Genomic DNA, 19503 nt, shown 5'->3' on the forward strand with positions numbered 1-19503 from the left:
ACGGGGGGACTCACCCTGACGACAGAATATACGGAAACCGAAAGCACCCGAGATGAGCAGCACCGCACCCGTCCGCATCGCCGTCGATATCGGTGGCACCTTCACCGACATCGAGATCCTCGACGCCGGCACCGGCGAAATCCACCAGATGAAGACGCCGAGCACGCCGTCCGATCCCTCCATCGGCCTCATCACCGGCATCACCGAGGCTGCCAAGAAATTCGGCTTCTCGCTCGATCAGGTGCAGTACCTGCTGCACGGCACCACCATCGCCACCAACGCCGTTCTGGAGCGCAAGCTGCCGCTGGGCGCGGTGGTGACGACCGAGGGCTTCGAGGACGTCATGCAGATCGGCCGCCACGGCCGTACCGACGTCTATGCCATCACCGCCTCGCCGCCGGCCCCGCTGGTGAAGCGCCGTCTCTGCTTCGGCGTGCCGGAGCGCATCGGCGCCGATGGGTCGGTGAAGGCGCCCCTCGACGAAGCGGCCGTCACGGCTCTCGCCGCCAAGCTGAAGGGTGCGGGCGTGAAGTCGGTGGCCGTGTGCTTCCTGCACGCTTACGCCAACCCGGCCCATGAGCGCCGCACCGGCGAGATCCTGCGCAACCTTCTGCCGGGCGTCGCCGTCTCGCTCTCGTCCGACATCTCCCCCGAGCTGCGCGAATATGAGCGCATGTCCACCACGGTGCTGAACGCGCTTCTCGTGCCGGTGGTGCAGACCTACACCGACCGCCTCGCCGGCAAGCTCAAGGAAGAGGTGCCCTCCACGCAGGTCTATCTCGTGCAGTCCAACGGCGGCGTCTCCGGCCTCGCCAAGGCCGGCCGCGAGCCCGCCCGCCTGCTGCTCTCCGGCCCCTCCGGCGGCGCGGCTGCCGCCAAGCGCCTCGCGGCGGAGCTCTCCGAGCCCAATCTGGTCGCCGTGGACATGGGCGGCACCAGCTTCGACGTCTCCGTGGTGCATGACGGCGCCGTCTCCATGGTCAATGAGGGCGAGGTGGACGGCCTGCCTGTGCGCCTGCCCATGATCGAGATGCGCACCATCGGCGCCGGCGGCGGCTCCATCGCCTGGGTTGACGACGGCGGCCGCCTGCGCATCGGCCCGCACAGCGCCGGCGCCGAGCCCGGCCCGGCCTGCTACGGCCGTGGCGGCCAGCGCCTCACCGTGACCGATGCCAACCTGCTGCTCGGCCGCCTCGACGGCTCCAGCTTCATGGGCGGCAAGATGGGCCTCGATCGCGCCGCCGCCGCCAAGGCCGCGCAGGACGTGTCCTCCAAGCTCGGCCTCTCGCCAGAAGAAACGGCGGCCGGCGTCATCGCCGTCACCAATTCCAGCCTTGCCACCGCCACCCGCCTTTCGCTGTTCGAGAAGGGCATGGATCCGGAAGACTTCGCCCTTCTCTCCTTCGGCGGTGCCGGCGGCGTACACGCCTGCGAAGTGGCCGAGGAACTGGGCATGCGCAAGGTGATCTTCCCCGCCCACGCCTCCACGCTCTCTGCTTGGGGCATCCTGTGGTCGGACATCACCCACGATTTGTCTTCCACCCAGATCGGCCTGTTCTCGGAGCTGGCTCCCTCGCTGGCGCAGAAGGTGGATGGTCTCGCGACCGAGGCTCGCCGCTTGCTGGCCGAGGATGGCGTGAGCAACGAGAACTGCGTGCTCGAATGGGCCGTGGACCTGCGCTACGCCGGCCAGGCCTTCGACCTGCGCGTGCCGCTGGAGCAGGCTGATTTCTCGGCCAAGGGTGTGGCCGCCGCCACGGAGGCGTTCCACGCCATCCACAAGCAGCGCTTTTCCTATGACGAGCCCACCGTGCCGGTTGAGATCGTCTCCCTGCGCCTGACCGCTATCGGCCGTCTCGCCAAGCCCACCCCGGCCCCCGCCGGCACGGGCGCGGCCTCCGAGCCGAAGACCCGGCAGGTCTATGGCCGCGGCGGCTTCGTAGAGACCAAGGTGTGGACCCGCGAGGCCATCGGCGCCGCAGGCGTGCCCGGCCCCGCCGTGGTCGAGGAAACCTACACCGCCACCTACCTGCCCGCCGGCTGGACCATCCGCTCCCATGCCTCCGGCGCGCTGATCGCCGAACGCGCGGCCACCCACTGATCGCTTCGAAGGACTTTTGTCATGAGCACCATTGATCCCGTCCGCCTCGAGGTGATCCGCAATGCGCTGGTCGCCGCTTCCGAGGAAATGAGCATCACCATCTGGCGCACCAGCCGTTCCACCGTGGTGCGTGAGATCCTCGACTTCTCCACCGCCGTCTTCGATGCGCAGGGCCGCAACATCGCCCAGTCCGCCCGCATCCCGGTGCATCTGAACTCCATGTCGGACTGCCTCAAGACCATCCTTGAGAAGTACATCCCGCTGGAGACGTGGAACGAAGGCGACGTCATCGTCACCAACGATCCCTATGCCGGCGGCCAGCACCTGCCCGACATCCAGACCTTCCGTCCGGTGTTCGTGGACGGTGAGCGCGTCGGCATCGTCGGCACCCTCTGCCACCATGTGGACGTGGGCGGCGGCGCCGCAGGCTCCTATTACGCAGCGGCCACCGAGATCTTCCAGGAAGGCATCCGCATCCCGCCGCTGCGCCTCGTGGACAAGGGCGTGCTGAACACCGGCGTGTTCGAGATGCTGCTCTACAACGTGCGGCAGGCCGACGAGACCCGCGGCGACCTCAACGCCCAGATCGCCGCGCTCGGCATCGGCGCGCGGGCTGTCGCGCGCATCGCCAAGAAGTACGGTAACGCCAATCTGTCCGCCGCCATGTCCGCCATCCTCGACGGCTCCGAGCGCATGATGCGCGCGGCCATCGCGGCTCTGCCGGACGGCACCGCCTCCTTCGTGGAGACGGTGGATGACGACGGCCAGTCCGACACCCCGATCCGGCTCGAAATCGCGATCACCAAAAAGGGCGACACCATCTCGCTCGACTTCACCGGCTCCAGCCCGCAGGTGCGTGGCCCGGTGAACAACACGCCGGCCATGACCTGCTCGGCGGTCTATTACGCGCTGCTGGCTGCGCTCGGCTCGGACATTCCGGCCAATTCCGGCTGCTATCGTCCGGTGAGCGTGAACCTGCCGGTGGGCAGCGTGGTGAACGCCCAGTTCCCTGCCCCGGTGGTGGGCCGCATGGTGGTGAACCACCGCATCGCCACCTGCGTGTTCGGCGCGCTGGCGCAGATCGCGCCGGAGCGGATTCCGGCGGCCTATTACGCCATCTCCTACGTCTATGCGGTCTCACTGGTGAAGCCGGACGCCAAGCGTCAGGTCTATTTCGATATCGAAGTCGGCGGCTGGGGCGGCCATGCGGGTGGCGACGGCGCGAGCGCGCTCTCCTGCGGCCTGCACAACAACACCAACGCGCCCATCGAGATGGTGGAGGCCAAGTATCCGGTGACCTTCACCCGCTACGGCCTGCTGCCGGATTCCGGCGGCGCGGGCGAACATCGTGGTGGCCTCGGCCTCGTGCGCGAGTTCCGGCTGGAGGGTGCGGATGGCACGCTCTCGACCAATTTCGAGCGCTTCCGCTTCCCGCCCTACGGCATCAAGGGCGGCCAGCCCGGCTCGCTCTCCTCCACCACCGTCACCCATAAGGACGGCAGCACGCACAGCCTGAACTCCAAGGTCTCCGGCGTGCCGCTGGCCTCCGGTGATCTCGTGACCATCAAGACCTCCGGCGGTGGCGGCTTCGGCAAGCCGGAGAACCGCGACCCGGATCTGTTGAAGGAAGACCTCGCTGAGGGACTTGTGACGGCGGAAGCCGCCCACACGCTCTATAAGGCGGTCTCCCCACAGAAGGATGTCGCAGCATGAGCGCCCCCTCCTCCGTTCCGATGGTCGCCCTCACCCTGAAAGAGGTTGAGGACCTGACCCTCGCCACGTTGCGCGCCAGCGGCGTGAACGAAACCAATGCCCGCTCGGTCACGGACTCGGTGGTGGCGGCAGAAGCAGAGGGCGTGCATAGCCACGGCCTCGCCCGCCTGCCCACCTATTGCGCCCATGCCAAGGTCGGCAAGATCGACGGCAAGGCCACGCCCAGCCATTCGCGGCCCAAGCCCGGCCTCGTGCGGGTGGATGCGGCGGACGGCTTCGCCCATCCGGCCATCGACCTCGGCCTGCCGACCCTGTTCGAGGCGGCAAAGTCCCAGGGCATCGCCGCGCTGGCTGTCACCAACAGCTACAATTGCGGCGTGGTGGGCTATCACGTGGAGCGCATTGCCAAGGCTGGTTTCATGGCTCTGGGCTTCGTGAATGCCCCGGCCTCCATCGCCCCCGTGGGCGGGACGAAGCCGGTGTTCGGCACCAACCCCATCGCCTTCGCCGTGCCGCGTGCCGGCGAGGATCCGCTGGTGCTCGACCAGTCCTCCAGCGTGATCGCCAAGAGCGAGCTGATCGTCCATGACCAGCGCGGCGAGAAAATCCCGCTCGGTTGGGCTCTGGACAAGGACGGACAGCCCACCACCGACCCCAAGGCGGGGCTGAATGGCGGAACCATGGTGCCCTCCGGCGGTCACAAGGGCGCGGGCCTCGCGCTCATCGTGGAGATGTTCGCGGCGTGGCTTACCCACGCCAGCCTGTCCATCGATGCGTCCTCCTTCGCGGATAACGTCGGCGGTTCGCCACGCACGGGGCAGTTCTTCATCGCGGTCGATCCCGGCCCGCTGGCCGGGCCGGACGCAGGCGCTCGCCTCGCCCATCTGTTCGCGGCCATCGTGGATCAGGAAGGGGCGCGCCTGCCCGGAACCCGCCGCGCGGCCGCGCGCATCCGCACGGCGAAGGACGGTGTGACCATTCCGAAGGCGCTGGCTGAAAAGCTGCAGGCCATCGCGGTCGGCTGAGACGCGCACGGAGCTGAAACGACAACGGCCCGGAACAGCACTGTTCCGGGCCGTTTCTGCGGGGGGCAGTCAGCGCGCGGTGAAGCCGCCGTCCACCGGCAAGGCCACGCCGGTGACAAAGGAGGCGTCATCGGAGGCCAGCCACAGCACGGCGTGCGCCACTTCCTCGGCCTTGCACAGCCGGCCCATGGGCACGGCGGTCATCATCTTGGCCTCGTTGGCCGCCGCCTCCTCGGCCACGCCGGAACGGCCGGTGAAACCCAGCTTCATGGGCGTGTCGGCAAGACCGGGGCACACCACATTGACCCGGACCCCATCCGCCGCGAAGCGCTGGGCGAGCGACTTGGTGAGACCCACAACCGCGAACTTCGCAGCGGAATAGATGGGGCTGAACATGGAGCCCACCAGCCCCGACACGGAAGAGGTAAAGACGATGGAGCCGCCACCGCGCTTGCGCATGTGGGCGATCACCTCGCCTGCCGCCAGCGTGGCCGAGGTGACGTTGAGTGCGATGGCCGTGTCATAGGCCGCAAGATCGAGATCCTCGATGCCGCCCGGCCCAGGCGTGCCGGCATGCGCCCACAGAATGTCGATGCCGCCAAGCTTCTCTGCCGCCGCATGGATGGAGGACTTCGCCGCCTCGGCTTGCGAGAGGTCCGCCTCGATGGTGACGATGTCGTGGCCCTTGGCCTTCATGTCGGCGGCGAGCTGGGCGAGGGCTGCGGCATTCACATCCACCGCCGCCACCCGCGCGCCCTCGCGCAGGAACAGATCCACCCCGGCGCGGCCCATGCCCGATGCGGCCGCCGTTACGACGACGAGCTTGTTTGCGAGACGCATTGTCGTTTCCTCTTGTCGTTGTGCTCAATTGGCGTAGGCGTCGGGGAAGCGGCCCGTGGTGCTCATCACGGTGGTGCGCGTGTCAAGATAGGCATCCAGCGCCTCGATGCCGTTCTCGCGCCCCCACCCGCTGGCCTTGAAGCCGCCATAGGGCGTGGACCAGCGGATGAAGCGATAGGTGTTCACCCACACCATGCCCGCCTTGATCTTCGCGGAGACGCGGTGGGCGCGGCCGATATCCTGCGTCCACAAGCCGGCCGTGAGGCCGTAGGTGGTATCGTTGGCGATGGAGACGGCTTCCTCCTCCTCGTCGAAGGGAATGAGTGCCGCCACCGGCCCGAAAATCTCCTCGCGAGCGATGCGCATGGCATTGGTGACACCGCCGAACACGGTGGGCTGCACGAAATAGCCATTGCCATAGGCCCCGCCGGAGAGCCGCTCGCCGCCCGCCACCAGTTCGGCGCCTTCGCCCTTGCCGATGTCGATATAGGAGAGCGTCTTGGCGAGTTGCTCCTCATGGGCCTGCGGCCCCATATGGGTAGCCTCATCCAGCGGCTGGCCCACACGCACCTGCTTTGCCCGTTCGCGGAATGCTTCCAGCACCCGGTTATAGACCGGCCGCTGCACCAGCACGCGCGAACCCAGCGCACAGCTCTGGCCGCACAGGGTCCAGGCAGAATTGGTGGCGGCGTTCAGCGCCTGCTCAATGTCCGCATCGGCGAAGATGATGTGGGGAGACTTGCCGCCAAGCTCGAAGGTGAAACGCTTCATGGTCTCAGCCCCGGTGCGCAGGATCGCCTTGGCGGTCGATCCCTCGCCCGTGAAGGCGATCTTGTCCACGCCCGGATGGGCCACGAGATATTCGCCCGCACCATCCTTGCCGAAGCCCGGCACCACATTGACCACGCCCGGCGGGAAGCCTGCCTGTTCGATGATACGGCCCAGCTCCAGCGACGTCACCGGCGTCTGCTCGGCAGGCTTGAGCACCACGGTGCAGCCGGCGGCGAGCGCCGGACCGAGCTTCCAGGCGGCGGCCATCAGCGGCACGTTCCAAGGGGTGATGGCCGCCACCACACCCACCGGCACGCGGCTGGTGAAGATGTGCACACTGTCATCGAAAGGGATCGTGCGACCTGCGCCCTTGTCGGCCAGCGAGGCCCACCAGTGATAGCCATGGGTGTGGCCGGAGATGTCGGCACGGGCTTCCCGCAGGGCGCGGCCGGAATCGCGGGTTTCCAGCACCGCGAGGTCGCCGGCCCGATCCCGGTAGAGATCGGCGAAGCGGCGCATGATGGCGGCACGCTCATGGCCGGGCATCCGGCCCCACGGCCCTTCCAGCGCGGTGCGGGCGGCGGCAACCGCCTTGTCGATATCACGGCGGCCGCCATAGGCCACCGTGGCCCACGGCTGCCCGGTGGCGGGCTCGATGCTCTCGATCATGCCGCCATCCTCCGGCGCGACCCATGCGCCGCCGATGAAGAGATTCTCGTAACGGACGCGTTCGATGGAGCGAAGCGCAACGGTCATGCGGCCTCCGGTCAAGTCTTTCAGGGAATGGGAGTGAAGGATGGCGGGCCGCGCATCGGCGGCCCGCACGGGTCACTTCACCATCGGGCAGTCGCCGTCCTTGAGCGGACGGAAGGCGCGGTCGCCGGGGATGGTGTCGAGCACCTTGTAGTAATCGTACGGGCGCTTGGATTCCGCTGGGGTTTTCACCTCCACCAGCATCATGTCGTGCAGAACACGACCGTCCTCGCGTAGCTGTGTCTTGCCGAACAGCGGATCATCAAAGGCGCCCATCTCGCGCATGGCCTTCACGACGGCTACGCCATCCTTGGGCGAGCCCACCTTCGCCACCGCCGTGAGATAGGCCAGTGTCGCGGAATAGGCACCCGCCTGGTTCATGGTCGGCATGCGGCCATTGTTGCGCTTGGCATAGCGCTCGCCGAAGGCGCGGGTCTTGTCGTTGAGATCCCAATAGAAGCCCGTGGTGAGGCGCAGGCCCTGCGCATCCTTGAGGCCGAGCGAATGGATGTCGGACAGGAACAGCAGCATGCCGGCGAGCTTCTGTCCGCCCTGCACGATACCGAACTCGGCCGACTGCTTGATGGCGGCAATGGTGTCGCCACCGGCATTGGTGAGCGCCACGATCTGCGCGCCGGACGACTGGGCCTGCACCAGATAGGAGGAAAAATCCTTCGTATCCACGGGATGCCGGACACTGCCCATCACCTGCCCGCCATCCGCCTTCACCACGGCGGAAGCGTCGCGTTCCAGCGAATGGCCGAGGGCGAAGTCGGCGGTGATGAAGAACCATTTCTTGCCACCCGCGCGGGTGATGGCATCCGCCGTGCCGTGGGCCAGCGCCCACGTGTCATAGGTCCAGTGCACGGAATTGGGGGTGCAGGATTTGCCTGTCAGGTCCGAGGTGCCGGAGGCAGTGAACAAGGCGACCTTGTTCTTCTCCTTCACCAGCGGAGCGATGGCGAGAGAGATGGCGCTGGTGGGCAGGTCCACCAGCACGTCCACGCCATCGGTGTCGAACCACTTGCGTGCGATGGAGCTGGAGACATCCGGCTTGTTCTGGGCGTCCGCCGCCACGACCTCGATGTCGAAGCCGGCCGCCTCGGGCCGCTTCCTGAAATCCTCGACCGCCATTCTCGTGGCTTCAGTGGCACCGGGCCCGCCGATGTCCGAGAAGATGCCGGACATGTCGGCAAGCACGCCGATCTTCACTGGCGTGCCAGCAAAAGCGGGCGCCACCGACAATGGCGCGACCAGCGCGGACAACGCGACGGCAGACAAGGCAAAGGCCCGGCTGCGCAGAGCAGTCGACAGGGACATGGGCTCCTCCCAGAGCGTGGAACATTTGGATTCCGCACCATGGGCCGCTGACGGGTCCCTTGAAGGGTGTCGGTCCAATGTCTCTATTTATGAATTTAGAAGACCCGTATATGAATTTTACGTCAAGCGCTTTTTGATAGGCGCTGCGTCGCAGGCGGCTTCACCCGCCGAAGAATTGAGCTATCAACGGACCATATGCCCGCCGGAAACCGGCGATGCGACACGGACAGGACAAGGCAGAGCGCGTGCGGGGATGCATGCGGACGTCAGGCAGGATCGAATGCTGGTCAAGCAGGCAGCCAACGTAGTGGAACTGATGGAGTATTTCGCCCGCCGCAAACGTCCGGCGACCATGGCGGAGATTTCGGACGATCTCGGCTGGCCACGCTCCAGCACCTTCAATCTTGTAGGCACGCTGGCCGAAAAGGGCTGGCTCTACGAGCCACGCGCACGGGGCGGATATTATCCGAGCCCGCGCTGGCTGGCGCTCGCCCGGATCGTGTCCGATGCGGAACCCCTGCCCGAGGCCGCGCATGCATTGGTCGCGCGGGTGGCCGAAGAGACCGGCGAGACCACCGCCATCGGAGCCTTGGCTGGCACCTCGGCCATATTCCTCGCCGTGGCGGAATCCCGCCATCCCGTGCGCTATTTCGCGGAAGTGGGCGACCGGGTGCCCGTCTATGCCGCCTCGGTGGGACGGGCGATTCTCGCGCAATTATCCGCGCAGGAGCGGCAGGCGCTTTATCGGCGGATCAGTTTCGAGGCATTTTCGGGCACCACGCCCGTTTCGGCTCAGGCCGTGGAGGCAGAAATCGCGGCTGCCGTGGAACGCGGCTACCATCAAAGCTCATCCGAGTTCGTTCCCGATCTCGCCGGCGTGGCCCTACCCCTGCCGCTTGGCGAACGCCGCCTCTCCATCGTGGTCGCCGGCCCCACGTCGCGCTGTCTCGAACGGCGCCCCCTGACAGCACGCCTCATGCAGGAGGCCGTGGCCTCCTTCACCAAGGCATTTGGCGGTTCCTAGAGCGTTTCCGTGTTTCATGGAAACACGAAAATGCTCCAACCCATTGATAGAGAATGTCTTGCGGCTTCGATTGCGGAGCAATCAAAGCCGGACATGCTCCAGAGAATTTCTCGCACGTTCGAGCGGTGGATAATCATGTCCGGAAATAGTCCGGCCATCGCGCCTTGAGATCGTCCGTGAAGGCGAGGGATTTCGAGAGGTGCTCGCGCAGGGCCGCCTGCGCCTTTTCCGGATCACCGGACGCTATACCGGCAACGATCATGCGATGATCGACGATCACCTGCGCCGCCTTTCCCGGCATTGGCAGGTGCAGCCGGCGGATGCGGTCGATATGGCCGGAATAGCGCCGCACCATGCGCCACAGATCGAGGATGCCCGTCAGCTCGAACAGCACGCGATGAAAGTCGCGATCAGCCAGATCGAACTCTGCCAGTGCCCCACGTGCCAGCAGCGTTGCCTGAATCTCGACCACCGTTTCCAGTCGCTCCACGGCGGTGTCGCGTGCTTCGCTGAGCGTCAGGGTTCGCACCGCCTCCAGTTCCAGTGAGCGGCGCATGAACTGCGCCTGTCGCGCCAAGGCCAGATCGATGGGGCTCACCACGGTGGCGTGCTGGGGAAACACATCCACAAGCTGCTCCGCCTGCAGCTTCAGTAACGCATCGCGCACCGGCGTGGAGGAGAAGCCGAACATCTCCTGCAACTCCGCGCGGGAGATGGGCGCACCGGGGGGCAGATCCAGGGTGATGATGCGCTCGCGCAGATAATCGAACACCTGGGGTGCGGCATGGCGGGACGGATCGCGGCTGGGTCGGGTACGGCGGGTGGTGGTGTCCATGCCTCACCATATCTCACTCATGGCTTGACCGCACTAATGCATTAGTGCTCCAGTTGATGCGCCACGAGGCATAACCCGCGAAAGTCGGGAGGCCGGAGCCATTGCCGAACGCCAATACGGGCAAGGCTTACGAGCGAACAGGGTGTCCGCAAGGGCACGGGAGGAGGAAACATGTCCGCCTGGAAAATCATTCCGCTTGCCATGGCGGCTGCCCTATTTGCTGGGGCAGCCGGTGCCCAGACCTATCCCACCCGTCCGGTCACGGTGGTGGTGCCGTTCCCGCCCGGCGGCGCGTCCGACAGTACGGCCCGCCTCATGGCGCCGAAGATGCAGGAAGCTCTGGGCCAGCCCGTCGTCATCGATAACCGTCCCGGAGCCAATGGCGCCACGGGCGCCGCCCATGCCAAGGCGGCCTCGCCTGACGGCTACACGCTGCTGGTCGGCTCCGTCGGTGTTTTTGCCATCAATCCGGCGCTCAATCCCGCGCTCAGCTACCAGCCGAAGTCCGACTTCGATCTGCTGACGGTGGCGGTGCGCACCCCCAACATCCTCGTGACCAATCCCAACTTTCCCGCGCAATCGGTCAAGGAGTTGGTGGAGTATCTGAAGAAGAATCCCGGCAAAGTGACGTTCGCCTCCTCCGGCATCGGCTCGTCCGATCACCTCACGGCGGCTCTCTTCTGGCAGAACACCGGCACTACCGGCATTCATGTCCCCTACAAGGGTGGCGGGCCGGCCCATGCCGATCTCATGGCCGGGCATGCGGACGCCTCCTTCCAGAATCTCGGAGCCGTTGCCGGCTATATCCGTGCCGGCAAGCTGAAGGCGCTCGCCGTCACCGCCGACGCGCGCCATCCGCTGTTTCCTGACGTACCCACCATGAAGGAAGCCGGCGTGGATGGGCTCGATGTCTATTCCTGGCAGGCCGCCGCAGCCCCCAAGGGCCTGCCCGCCGACGTGAAGGCCAAACTGGTGAAAGCCGCTGCCCAGAGCCTCGCGGATCCCGCCATCAAGGCCAAGTTCAACGAGATGGGCTTCGACGTGGTGGCGAGTTCGCCCGAGGAGTTCGCAGCCTTCCAGGCCAGCGAGGAAGCCCGTTGGCGCAAGGTGGTGAGCGAAGGCAAGATCGCCGCCCAGTGACCACCTGCTCAGTCAGATATCAGCCGGGCGCCCGTCGCGCCCGGCCTTCCCACAGGTGCCGTCATCATGACCCGTTCCCCCGCGTCTCCCTCCCCCGCCCTTTCCGAAGCCCCGCCCCGCAAGACCGCCGAAGACCTGCGCAGTGCCCGCTGGCTCGCCCATGACGATCTGAGAAGCTTCGGCCACCGTTCGCGCCTGCGCCAGATGGGCTATGCGCCCGACGATTGGACCGGGCGTCCGCTCATCGCCATTCTCAACACATGGTCGGACTTCAACCCCTGTCACGCCCACTTCAAGACGCGCGTGGAGGACGTGAAGCGGGGCGTGCTGCAGGCCGGCGGCTTCCCGCTTGAACTTCCCGTGCACTCGGTATCCGAGACCTTCCTGAAGCCGACCTCCATGCTCTATCGCAACATGCTGGCCATGGAGACGGAGGAGGTGATCCGCGCCCATCCGGTGGACGGCGCGGTGCTGATGGGCGGATGTGACAAGAGCACCCCTGCCCTGCTCATGGGCGCCACCAGCGCCGGCGTGCCCGCCATCTATGTGCCCGCCGGCCCCATGCTGCGCGGCAACTGGAACGGCAAGACGCTGGGCTCCGGTTCGGATGCCTGGAAATTCTGGGACGAGCGCCGCGCCGGCAACATAGGCGAGGCCGAGTGGAACGAGATCGAGGGCGGTATCGCGCGCTCCCACGGCCATTGCATGACCATGGGCACCGCATCCACCATGACCGCCATCGCCGAGGCGCTGGGCATGACCCTGCCCGGTGCCTCCTCCATCCCTGCGCCGGACATGGGCCATGTGCGCATGAGCGCAGCTTCGGGCCGGCGCATCGTGGAGATGGTGTGGGAGGACCTCACACCCGCCCGCATCCAGACGCGAGCGGCATTCGAGAATGCCATCACGGTGGCCATGGCCATGGGCTGCTCCACCAATGCCATCATTCACCTGATCGCGCAGGCCCGCCGGGCGGGTGTCGCCATCACGCTGGAGGATTTCGACCGGGCCAGCCGCACCGTCCCCGTGATCGCCAACGTGCGCCCCAGCGGCGAGCGCTACCTCATGGAGGACTTCTTCTTCGCCGGCGGCCTGCCGGCACTGATGGGGCGCCTTGGAGGACTGCTCGACCTCGATGCACTCACCGTCTCCGGCCGCACGCTGGGCGAGAACATCGCCGGAGCGAAAGTGCATGACGACGACGTGATCCGCACCGTTGAAAATCCCATCTACAGCGAGGGGGCGCTGGCGGTTCTGCGAGGCAATCTCGCGCCTGAGGGCTGTGTCATCAAGCCCAGTGCCTGCGCCCCGCATCTGCGGGTCCACACGGGTCCCGCCTTGGTGTTCGATGACTATCCCAGTATGAAAGCGGCGGTGGAGGACGAAGCCCTCGACGTGACGCCCGACCACGTTCTGGTGCTGCGCAACGCCGGCCCCCTTGGCGGCCCCGGCATGCCCGAATGGGGCATGCTGCCGATCCCAAAGAAGCTGGTGAAGCAGGGCGTGCGCGACATGCTCCGCATCTCGGATTCCCGCATGAGCGGCACCAGCTATGGCGCCTGTATTCTGCACGTCTCGCCCGAGAGCTATGTGGGCGGTCCGCTCGCTTTGCTGCGGACCGGCGATCTGGTGAGCGTGGATGTGCCCGCACGCCGCATCGACATGCTGGTGAGCGAGGATGAGATCGCCGCCCGCCGCGCCGCCCTGCACGCCCCGGAGCCGCATTACGAGCGCGGTTATGGCTGGATGTTCTCGCGCCATATCGGGCAGGCCCATGAGGGCTGCGACTTCGATTTCCTCGAGACCTCGTTCGGCGCCCCCGTGGGTGAGCCATCCATCTATTGAAGGAGTTCTGCCCTTGGATATTCCGGTCAACCACTTCAAGCGCGGTCTTTATGCGGGCGAGCAGCAGATCGGTCTGTGGTGCTCCCTCGCCAGCCATATCTCCGTCGAGATTCTCGCCGGCTCCGGCTATGACTGGCTGCTGCTGGACACCGAGCATTCGCCCAACGAACTCTCCATGGTGCTTTGCCAGTTGCAGGCCTGCATGGAACACCAGGTGCAACCCATCGTGCGCCCACCGGTGAACGACCAGACCTGGGTGAAGCGCTTTCTCGATGCCGGAGTGCAGAGCTTCCTGATCCCCATGGTGGAGACCGCCGAGGAAGCAGCCGCCGCCGTCTCCTACACGCGCTATCCGCCCGAGGGCGTGCGCGGCTTCGCCTCCACCTCACGCGCCTCTCGCTTCGGTCGCATGCCGGGCTATTACGCGCGCGCCCATGAGGAAATCTGCGTGCTGGTGCAGATCGAGTCCCGAAAGGGCATGGAGAATCTGGAGGCTATCGCCAAAGTGCCGGGCGTGGACGGCGTGTTCATCGGCCCCGGCGATCTCTCCGCAGCCATCGGCTATCTGGGTGATCAGGGCAATGAAAAGGTGGTGGGCATCATCGAGGAGCTGATCGGCCGTATCGGCGCCGCCGGCAACCGGGCGGGCATTCTCACCGGCGATGAGACCCTGGCGAAGCGCTACATCGCCGCCGGCTGCCTGTTCACGGCTGTGGGATCGGACAACGGCCTTCTCGCGCGTGGCTCGGAAGCGCTGCTTAAGCGTTTCCGCACTGCTGGCTGAACGCTTTCCCGGCGGCGCAGCAACGCCGCCGGGACATTCAGCCGTGAGATCGGCTCAGGCGGCTTCCACCCGTTCCGGCACGGGCAGGCCCAGCCAGTCCTTGTAGAAGGTGTCGATGTCCGGCTCGAAGTCACGGATCACCGGATACCAGGGAGTCGGCGCCTCCACGTCATGCAGGGTGCCGCATTCCGGGCAGTAATATTCCCGCAGTACCTGCCAGGTGGAGGTGGGCGCCATCAGGCGGGGATAGATCTGCTCCAGCTTTTCCGCCGTATCGCGCACATTGATGCGCGCATGGAGCTTCCAGTTCTCCCGCCAGTCGCAGAAATCGTGGCCGCATTCGCAGCGCACGGTCCATCGCTTGGTCTGCTTCTGCTGCACGATATAGAGCTTGGGGCCGAGCGGCAGGACGATCTTCTCGTCCCACTGCACCCGCTCCTGCAGGATCTCGATATAGGTCTGAAAGCGCTCCGGATCCTTCGGCGTGGAGAGCATCTGGTGCAGAGTATCGTGGTCGATCTTGCCGTCGATCAGATCGGCGATCTTGGCGCGCGTATAGGCCATTGGCGTTTCCTCTTGGAATTGATGATTGGATGGCGGCGGGCCGGCCTCGCACCGGCCCGCCTAGAGCATGTCCGGCTTTGATTGCTCCGCAATCGAAGCCGGAAGACATTCTCCATCAATTGGTTGGAGCGTTTCCGTGTTTCCATGAAACACGGAAACGCTCAAAGGCTCATTCCTCGACGAACTGGACGGTCTTCACGTCCGGCAGTTCGGACACGTCCATGGAGTAATGCGAGCCGTAATGCGGCACGCCGATCTCCTCCTCGGTGAGCGTCCAGCTTTCCGGCAACTTCCAGAAGCTACGGAACTCCTGCTCGAACCGGGGCCCGAGCTTGAAGGAGGCCGCGAACATCTGTTGCACTTGTGTCGCCGCATCCTTGGCGAGGATCTTCTCCCGCTCGCCCGTGAGCCACTCTTCCGTCGGCACCGAGTTGGAGATGCGCTCCTTGCGGATCGCCTTGCGCCGGGCATCGGTGGCCGCCGCATCGAGGGTGAAGGCGCCGTCATCACCCTTCACCGCCACCACGCCATAGATGCGGGCAGCGAAGCGCTCCAGCAGATAGCCGCCGTTGAGGTCGTCCACCACGCTCTGCGGCGCGCGGTCGATCGGATCGCCGAAGCCCGGCCCGCCACGCATGTAGTTCAGGTAGAGGTCGTAGTCGGCGAACATCTCCTCGGTGGTGATCGCCTGCTTGTCACGCTTGATCACAGCATCCTTCAGCAGGCCGTCCCACACCGGGTTCTCCGGATCGGTGTCGCCACCCAGCGGCAGCGGAGAGCCATTGGCGATCAGCTCCTTGAGTCCGGTCTTGTGCGCCGCGAAGCGATAGCCGGAGGCGGCCGGATAGCCGCCCATCAGCCCCCAGTCGGAGGAGATGTGTCCGTTGCCCATGAAGAACATGGTCCAGTCCTTGGCGTTCCAGACCAGACGCAGGCTCTCGAAACCGCAGCCACCGCGATACTTGCCGGCGCCGCCCGAGTTCGACTTGATCTGGCGGCCGAGATAGATGAGCGGCTCGGCCAGCTCCCAGATCTCCATGTCGCCCATGTCGCCTTCCGGATTCCAGATGGCAGCGGCATGGCTGAGCCCGTCACCGACCGCCGTGGCGCCGGTGCCGTTGGCGGCGCACTCGAACGAGTTGACGGCATGGATCTCGTCATACTGGTTGAAGCCGCCGCCCTGCAGCCAGTTGGAGGTGTTGGCGTTGCCCGCATTCACCTCCTCCAGATAGCCGCGCCCGAAATAGGAGCGCGACAGACCGCGCCACAGCGCCGTCCAGGCCGAGACCAGGAAGTGCCAGGAATAGGAGAAGGCGACGCGCCGGTCGTCCGGGTTCATCCAGGTGCCCTTGGGCAGGCGGAACTCGGTGCCGTAGGCCGCCCCGTCATTGATCATTTCGGACGGGATCAGCGTCTGGGTCATCATCACCCAGATGCCGGAGGTGAAGCTCACCTGATGGGCATTATACGTGTGCCAGCCCCAGCGGCTCGATCCCTCGAAATCCAGCCGCCACGTGCCGTCGCCCCGGATGGTGATCTCCGAGGGTGCGTGCATGATGGTGTCGAGCTTGGCGAAGTCGGACGGCACCCGCACGTCTTCATGGGCATAAGGCACGTCCACGAAGCCCACCTGCCGGTACTTGCCGGGGATGGTCATGGCCTTGATGCGGTTCTGCAATCCCAGCCGGCCGTGCTCCACCGCCTCATAGGCGAACTTCCAGTAGGACTCGATGCCCTCTTCCGAGATCACCTCCTCCACCAGCTTGCGGATCATGTGGCAGCCGGCGATGCGGGTGCGCTCGTCCAGCATCCAGTAGCGCGTGGTGCGCACCATGCGCTGGCTCTCGTGCAGCCAGTCGCGGAACAGCGTATCGTTCTCACCCACCTTTCGGCAGGTGATGGAATAGCCGTCACCGAAGCGCTGGATCTGCCCCGTGGCCATGGAGCCCGGGCCCACCGCGCCGGTGTCGATCACATGGGTGACGCCGCCCACCCAGCCGATCAGTTCACCCTCCCAGAAGATGGGCACGATGGTGTGGATGTCGCAGGGGTGAACGTTACCGATCAGCGAGTCATTATTGCAGAAGATATCCCTATCCCGCACACCCGGGTTCTGCTCCCAGTTGTTCTCGATCATGTATTTGATCGCGGCCCCCATGGTGCCCACATGGATGATGATGCCGGTGGAGGTGAGGATGCTGTCGCCCGCCGCGTTGTAGAGGGTGAAGCACAGCTCGCCTTCCTGCTCCACGATGGGCGAGGCGGCGATCTTCTTGGCGGTCTCGCGGGCATCCACCACGCCGGCGCGCAGGCGGGAGAACAGCTTGTTATAGAGAATGGGCTGGCTGTCGCGCAGCTCCATCTTCTCAAGGCCCGCATAATGCTTGGTCCGCTTGGTCGCCTCCATGAGGCGGTCGCGGTGCTCCTTCAATGTCTCGCCGCCGCGCACGATGCCGCGGGTGGAGCCCTCCAGCTCCCTGGATCGAACATTCACGTTCATGGCTGTGTTTCCTCAAGGTTCAGTTGGGTTTGCGGCGGCGCTCAGACTTCCTTGAGATGGAAGAGGCGGTGGCCGTCGAGGAAGGTTTCGAAGCCGTCCGGAACCACGAAGGTGGTGGCGTCGGATTCGATGATGGCGGGACCGGTGACACGGTTGCCGGGGCGCAGCGCCTCCATGCGGTAGAGCTGCGCATCCACCCACTTCTTCTTGCGATAGAACTTGCGGGTGCCGATCTTGGCCTCTTCCGGCGGGGTTTCGCCTTCGAGGGCCTCCTTGGGGATCTTCGGCTTCGGGATCGGAACCGCGCCGCGCATGATCGCGCCCGTCACCGAATAGCCCAGCTCCGGCGAGCGGGCGGAGGCGGCATAGACGCGGCCATAGGTGGCGTTGAAGGCCTCCTGAAGCTGCTCCCAGTCCTCGGCAGTGGAGGCGGAGGAAAGCGGGGACTCGATCTCCAGATCGTTCAGCTGCCCCCGATACTGCATGCGGTAGCCGGGGGTCAGCGTCACCTGCTCCGGCTCGTAGCCGTTGAGCTTGAACTCCTCCAGCACGTTGTGGGTGAGTTCCTCCCAGGCTGATTGCAGCGTCTTCGCCGCCGCCTCGCGCTCGTTGTCTGGGGCATCGGGCGCAAGGTTGATGTCCAGTGACTTGTCGTAGCGATATTCGAAATCCGCCGCCGCGCAGCCGAAGGCGGAGAAGCCCGCCGCCCACGCCGGCACGATCACGTCCTCGAAGCCCAGCCCCTCGGTGTAGCCGTAGGAATGCACCGGGCCAGCGCCGCCATAGGAGAAGCACACGAAGCTCGCCGGCGAATAGCCCTTGCCGGAGATCATGGAGCGCAGATAATCGCGCAGGTCGGAGTCCAGCAGCTCGATCACGCCGGCCGCCGCATCCTCCACCGAGAGGCCCAGCGGATCGGCCACCTGCTTCTTGATGGCGTCCACCGAGCGCTGGCGATCCAGCTTCACCGCCCCGCCGAGGAAATTGTCGGGATTGAGATAGCCCAGCACCATGTGGCAGTCGGAGACCGTCACCGTCTCGATGCCGCTCTCCGCCCAGCACACGCCCACCCGGTAGCCGGCCGAGTCAGGACCGAGCTTGATGGCCCGGGTATAAGGATCGAGGCGGATGAAGGAGCCAGCCCCCGCGCCAACCGAGTCCATCGCCACCAGCGGCAGCGAGAGCACGAGCCGGGCCATGTCCGGGTCATTCTTGATCGTCAGCTCACCCTGCGTGATCAACGCCACGTCGAAGGACGTGCCGCCGATGTCCGAACAGGCGATGTTGTTGTAACCCAGCACCTCGCCCAGATATTTTGCGCCGATCACCCCGCCGATGGGACCGGACACGATGGTACGGGCCAGTTCCTTGGCCTTCCAGGAGATGGTGCCGCCATGGGTCGCCATCACCCGGAAGTCGAACTTGGTGCCGTGCTCCTTGAAGGCGTCGGAGATCTTCTTCAGCGTCTGCCGCGAGGGCTCGGCCGCATAGCCTTCCAGAATGGTGGTGTTGGTGCGGTGGGTCTCCTTGCGCACCGGGTAATAATCGGCGGAGGCGAAGATCGGAATGGACTTGCCGCTCTTCTTCACCTCTTCGGTGACGATGTCGCGCACGCGGCGCTCATGGTCCGGGTTCTTATAGGAGTGGAGCAGGCTGATGACGATGCCCTCCACATCGGCGGCAATCAGCTCGCGCGCCGCCTCCCGCGCGCTTTCCTCGCGCAGCGGGATCACCACCGTGCCCGACATGTCGATACGCTCGATGACACCACGCGTCAGATTGCGCGGCACCAGCGGCGGGTCGAAGCGGTGGGTGTTGAGATGGATGCGATCTTCATAGGCATAACCGAGATAGGCCTGGATGGCCCGGCCCATACGGTGAAAGTCCTCCATGCCGCGATTGACGATGAGTCCGCAGCGCAGGCCCTTGCGCTGGACGACACGGTTCAGCATGGCGGTGCCGGAATAGACACCCGTCTGGAGCTGCTTCAGCGCCGCATCCAGCGACAGCCCCCAGGCACCGAGCCCATCTTCGCTGGACGCGATCAGGCCAAGGGCCTCGTTCTGCGGCGTGCTCTGCGCCTTGCCAACGACGAAGTCGCCTTCGGAATCGACGAAAAAGGTGTCCGTCATGGTGCCGCCGGCATCGATGCCGAGCACCTGCACACTTCGGCTGTTAGGTGCATGTATGTTCACGAGCGTCCTCCTCACTGCGCCGGCGTCTTGTGGGCCGGGTCGGTTCAGAGGAGAGCAGGCCGCGTGCCAGCGCAGATGCGAGAGATCAGGTCG

General features: G+C 65.6%; 14 protein-coding genes. 7 read left to right on the forward strand and 7 right to left on the reverse strand.

Annotated elements, in window-relative coordinates:
* Window positions 1-52: 52 nt before the first annotated feature.
* The 3 genes from IEW24_RS11405 to IEW24_RS11415 are packed head-to-tail and all read left to right on the forward strand — an operon-like array spanning window position 53 to window position 4839.
* Window positions 53-2101 (forward strand): hydantoinase/oxoprolinase family protein, encoded by a 2049-nt coding sequence (locus IEW24_RS11405; RefSeq protein WP_188578521.1) that lies wholly within the window; start codon window positions 53-55, stop codon window positions 2099-2101.
* Window positions 2102-2122: 21 nt separating this feature from the next.
* Window positions 2123-3814: a hydantoinase B/oxoprolinase family protein gene (locus IEW24_RS11410; protein ID WP_188578523.1), complete on the forward strand. Its 1692-nt coding sequence runs from the start codon at window positions 2123-2125 to the stop codon at window positions 3812-3814.
* Window positions 3811-4839: an Ldh family oxidoreductase gene (locus IEW24_RS11415; RefSeq protein ID WP_244644312.1), complete on the forward strand. Its 1029-nt coding sequence runs from the start codon at window positions 3811-3813 to the stop codon at window positions 4837-4839. Before IEW24_RS11410 ends, IEW24_RS11415 begins: the two co-directional genes overlap by 4 nt.
* A 69-nt stretch (window positions 4840-4908) precedes the next feature.
* On the opposite strand, the gene IEW24_RS11420 is transcribed toward IEW24_RS11415, so the two are convergent.
* The 3 genes from IEW24_RS11420 to IEW24_RS11430 all read right to left on the reverse strand — a co-directional run bounded on the left by IEW24_RS11420 (window position 4909) and on the right by IEW24_RS11430 (window position 8523).
* Entirely contained in the window at window positions 4909-5679 is a 771-nt protein-coding gene (locus IEW24_RS11420; protein ID WP_188578525.1) for an SDR family NAD(P)-dependent oxidoreductase, read from the reverse strand.
* A gap of 24 nt (window positions 5680-5703) precedes the next feature.
* Window positions 5704-7206, reverse strand: coding sequence for an aldehyde dehydrogenase (locus IEW24_RS11425; protein ID WP_188578527.1), 1503 nt, complete (start codon window positions 7204-7206; stop codon window positions 5704-5706).
* 72 nt (window positions 7207-7278) lie between these two features.
* Complete coding sequence (locus tag IEW24_RS11430) at window positions 7279-8523, reverse strand: ABC transporter substrate-binding protein (protein WP_188578529.1); 1245 nt, start codon at window positions 8521-8523, stop codon at window positions 7279-7281.
* Window positions 8524-8803: 280 nt separating this feature from the next.
* Between IEW24_RS11430 and IEW24_RS11435 the strand changes: the two genes are divergently transcribed.
* Window positions 8804-9547 carry an IclR family transcriptional regulator gene (locus IEW24_RS11435; RefSeq protein ID WP_188578531.1) on the forward strand — a complete coding sequence of 248 codons (744 nt, stop codon included), beginning with the start codon at window positions 8804-8806 and terminating at the stop codon, window positions 9545-9547.
* A gap of 133 nt (window positions 9548-9680) precedes the next feature.
* Here IEW24_RS11435 and IEW24_RS11440 read toward each other — a convergent pair whose 3' ends face one another.
* Window positions 9681-10382: a GntR family transcriptional regulator gene (locus IEW24_RS11440; protein ID WP_188578533.1), complete on the reverse strand. Its 702-nt coding sequence runs from the start codon at window positions 10380-10382 to the stop codon at window positions 9681-9683.
* Window positions 10383-10553: 171 nt separating this feature from the next.
* Here IEW24_RS11440 and IEW24_RS11445 point away from each other — a divergent pair, with 171 nt between their 5' ends.
* From IEW24_RS11445 to IEW24_RS11455, 3 genes are all read left to right on the forward strand, one after another.
* Window positions 10554-11522 (forward strand): Bug family tripartite tricarboxylate transporter substrate binding protein, encoded by a 969-nt coding sequence (locus IEW24_RS11445; RefSeq protein ID WP_188578535.1) that lies wholly within the window; start codon window positions 10554-10556, stop codon window positions 11520-11522.
* 66 nt (window positions 11523-11588) lie between these two features.
* Entirely contained in the window at window positions 11589-13367 is a 1779-nt protein-coding gene (gene araD / locus IEW24_RS11450; protein ID WP_188578537.1) for an L-arabinonate dehydratase, read from the forward strand.
* 13 nt (window positions 13368-13380) lie between these two features.
* The gene (locus IEW24_RS11455) at window positions 13381-14151 is read left to right on the forward strand and encodes an aldolase/citrate lyase family protein (RefSeq protein ID WP_188578539.1); all 771 of its coding nucleotides are present in this window, start codon (window positions 13381-13383) and stop codon (window positions 14149-14151) included.
* Window positions 14152-14205: 54 nt separating this feature from the next.
* Here IEW24_RS11455 and IEW24_RS11460 read toward each other — a convergent pair whose 3' ends face one another.
* The 3 genes from IEW24_RS11460 to IEW24_RS11470 form a co-directional block, all read right to left on the reverse strand.
* The gene (locus tag IEW24_RS11460; protein ID WP_188578540.1) at window positions 14206-14715 is read right to left on the reverse strand and encodes an acetone carboxylase subunit gamma; all 510 of its coding nucleotides are present in this window, start codon (window positions 14713-14715) and stop codon (window positions 14206-14208) included.
* 169 nt (window positions 14716-14884) lie between these two features.
* On the reverse strand, window positions 14885-17215 hold the full coding sequence (locus IEW24_RS11465; RefSeq protein ID WP_188578542.1) for a hydantoinase B/oxoprolinase family protein: 2331 nt from the start codon (window positions 17213-17215) through the stop codon (window positions 14885-14887).
* Between the two features lie 41 nt (window positions 17216-17256).
* A complete protein-coding gene (locus IEW24_RS11470; protein ID WP_188578544.1) occupies window positions 17257-19410 on the reverse strand; it encodes a hydantoinase/oxoprolinase family protein in 2154 nt (717 codons plus the stop codon).
* Window positions 19411-19503: the final 93 nt, after the last annotated feature.

Source organism: Azorhizobium oxalatiphilum, assembly GCF_014635325.1.
In the GTDB taxonomy this organism is placed as follows: Bacteria; Pseudomonadota; Alphaproteobacteria; order Rhizobiales; family Xanthobacteraceae; genus Azorhizobium; species Azorhizobium oxalatiphilum.